This is a genomic window from Mesorhizobium sp. M4A.F.Ca.ET.022.05.2.1 (assembly GCF_003998845.1).
Lineage (GTDB): Bacteria > Pseudomonadota > Alphaproteobacteria > Rhizobiales > Rhizobiaceae > Mesorhizobium.
The window spans coordinates 1-2,099 of record NZ_RZOJ01000640.1; the positions used below are offsets into that span (position 1 = coordinate 1).

Genomic DNA, 2,099 nt, shown 5'->3' on the forward strand with positions numbered 1-2,099 from the left:
GGCCGGGACCGGCTGAGTCGACAGATCAACGAACTGACTTTCGGGCATGACGATGAAGGACGGCGAAGTCTTCGGCACGACGCAGGCGGGCGAACCCGTGCGCCGTTTCACCATTCGCGGCGGCGGCCTCACCGCCAACATCATCGGGCTCGGCGCCATCGTCCAGGATCTGCGGCTTGCCGGCCACGACGCGCCGCTGGTGCTGGGCTACGACCGTTTCGAGCCGTATGAGACGGACCGCGCCTTCTTCGGCGCCGTGGTCGGCCGCTTCGCCAACCGCATCCGCGATGGCCGCTTCACCATCGCCGGCAAGCGCTACCAGACAGAGCGCAACTTCCTCGACAAGCACACGCTGCATGGCGGCTCGGAAGGCTATTTCCACCGGCCGTGGACGGTCTCGCTGCATGGCCGGGATTTCGTCACGCTGACCTTGCATGACCCTGACGGCACGATGGGCTTTCCCGGCGCGCTCGACGTAACCTGCACCTACCGGCTCAAAATCCCCGGCACGCTCAGCGTCGAACTGACCGCCACGACCTCCGAGGAGCCGACGCTGTGCAATCTCGCGCAGCACTCTTACTTTAACCTCGACGACGGCGGCGCCGGCGATATCCTCGACCATCGGCTGATGCTCAATGCCGGCGCCTACACGCCGGTCGATGCGGAGATGATCCCGACGGGCGTGGTGAAGCCGGTCGACGGCACGCCGTTCGACTTCCGCCAGGCGCGGGCATTGCGCATGGAGAGCGAGGGCGAGCAGCTTCCCTACGACCTGAACTTCTGCCTCGCCTCCACGCACGGGCCGCTCAAGCAGGCCGCCTGGGCGCAAGGCGCCTCATCGGGCGTCGAGATGGAGGTCTGGACCACGGAACCCGGTCTGCAGCTCTATACCGGCCAGTATCTTGCGCCGTCCTCGGCAGGGCTGGAGGGGCGTCAGTACAAGGCCTATTCAGGCCTCTGCCTGGAGGCGCAGGTCTGGCCGGACGCGCCGAACCGGCCCTATTTCCCGCAGGCCACGCTGTGGCCGGGGCAGATCTATCATCAGGTGACGGAATATCGGTTCCGGCTACCTTAAGCGTGCCGATATTCAGGTGAGGCCGGCCTGCGAACGCTGGTTTTCCGCGCTTCCGGTGCTCATGTACTCAAGTACGCTCCGCTCCGGTTCTCGAAAACCACCGTTTTGGTCGCTTCGCGCCCGTCTTCGACTCCGACTCGGCCTGACCTGAGTCTCAATACACCTTAGCTAGTTGCCGAACGCTGCTCTCAGCGTTTCAAATGGCGCCAGGGCGCCGCGCACCTGCACGACCGCGGCGGCAACGCGATGCGCGCGCAGCGCCGCGTCGGCGGGGGCATGACCGGCAAGCCGGGCGGCGAGATAGCCGCCGTTGAAGGAATCGCCGGCACCGGTGGTATCGACTGGCGTCGCGACATGCACGGCCGGAACCGGCTGGAAGGCACCCTTGACGGCGATCAGCGCCGCGTCCTCGCCATTCTTGACGACGACCTCGCCGACAAGTCGGCCGAGCCGGCCGGCGGTCACCTGTGGTGTCGCATCGCCAAACAGCATCTGCTCATCGGGAAAGGTTGGCAGCGCGATGTCGGTGACGGCAAGTGCTTCGGTGATTGCCGCTTGCGCCTCCTCGCGGCTGCGCCAGAGCCGCGGCCGGTAGTTGGGGTCGAAGGCGACGAGCGAACCAGCCGCGCGCGCCTTGGCCACCGCATTGAGCAATGTCTTGCGCGAAGCCTCCTCTAGAATTGCCAAAGTGATTCCGGAAAAATAGACAAGTGCCTGGTTTTCAAGGCTTTTTGCCAAGGCGCCAGGGTCCGAAGCCAGTTGCCTGGCGGCGGCGTCGGCGCGCCAGTAGGTGAAGGCACGTTCGGCGCCGGTCAGCGTGATGGCGTACAGGCCGGGTCGGGCACCTGATATGACAGGACTTTGGCCGATGCCGATGCCGTTTTCGGCGAAGAAAGCGATCTGTCCCTGCGAGAACGGGTCGTCGCCGAAGGCCGAGACATAAGTCGCCGGCCGCTCGCCGCTCAGCGCATGCAGCGCCCACAGCATGTTGAACGTGTCGCCTGCAAAGCCCATGCGCCAGTTC

Annotated in this window: 2 protein-coding genes; one reads left to right on the top strand and one right to left on the bottom strand. The window is 65.5% G+C overall.

Translation table 11 applies throughout. The features are described from left to right. Window positions 1-46: 46 nt before the first annotated feature. Entirely contained in the window at window positions 47-1,075 is a 1,029-nt protein-coding gene (locus EN745_RS33970; protein ID WP_127423253.1) for an aldose epimerase family protein, read from the top strand. Window positions 1,076-1,243: 168 nt separating this feature from the next. On the opposite strand, the gene EN745_RS33975 is transcribed toward EN745_RS33970, so the two are convergent. Then, window positions 1,244-2,099, bottom strand: an 856-nt coding sequence (locus tag EN745_RS33975; RefSeq protein WP_145992308.1) for a sugar kinase, incomplete at its 5' end; no start/stop codon positions are given.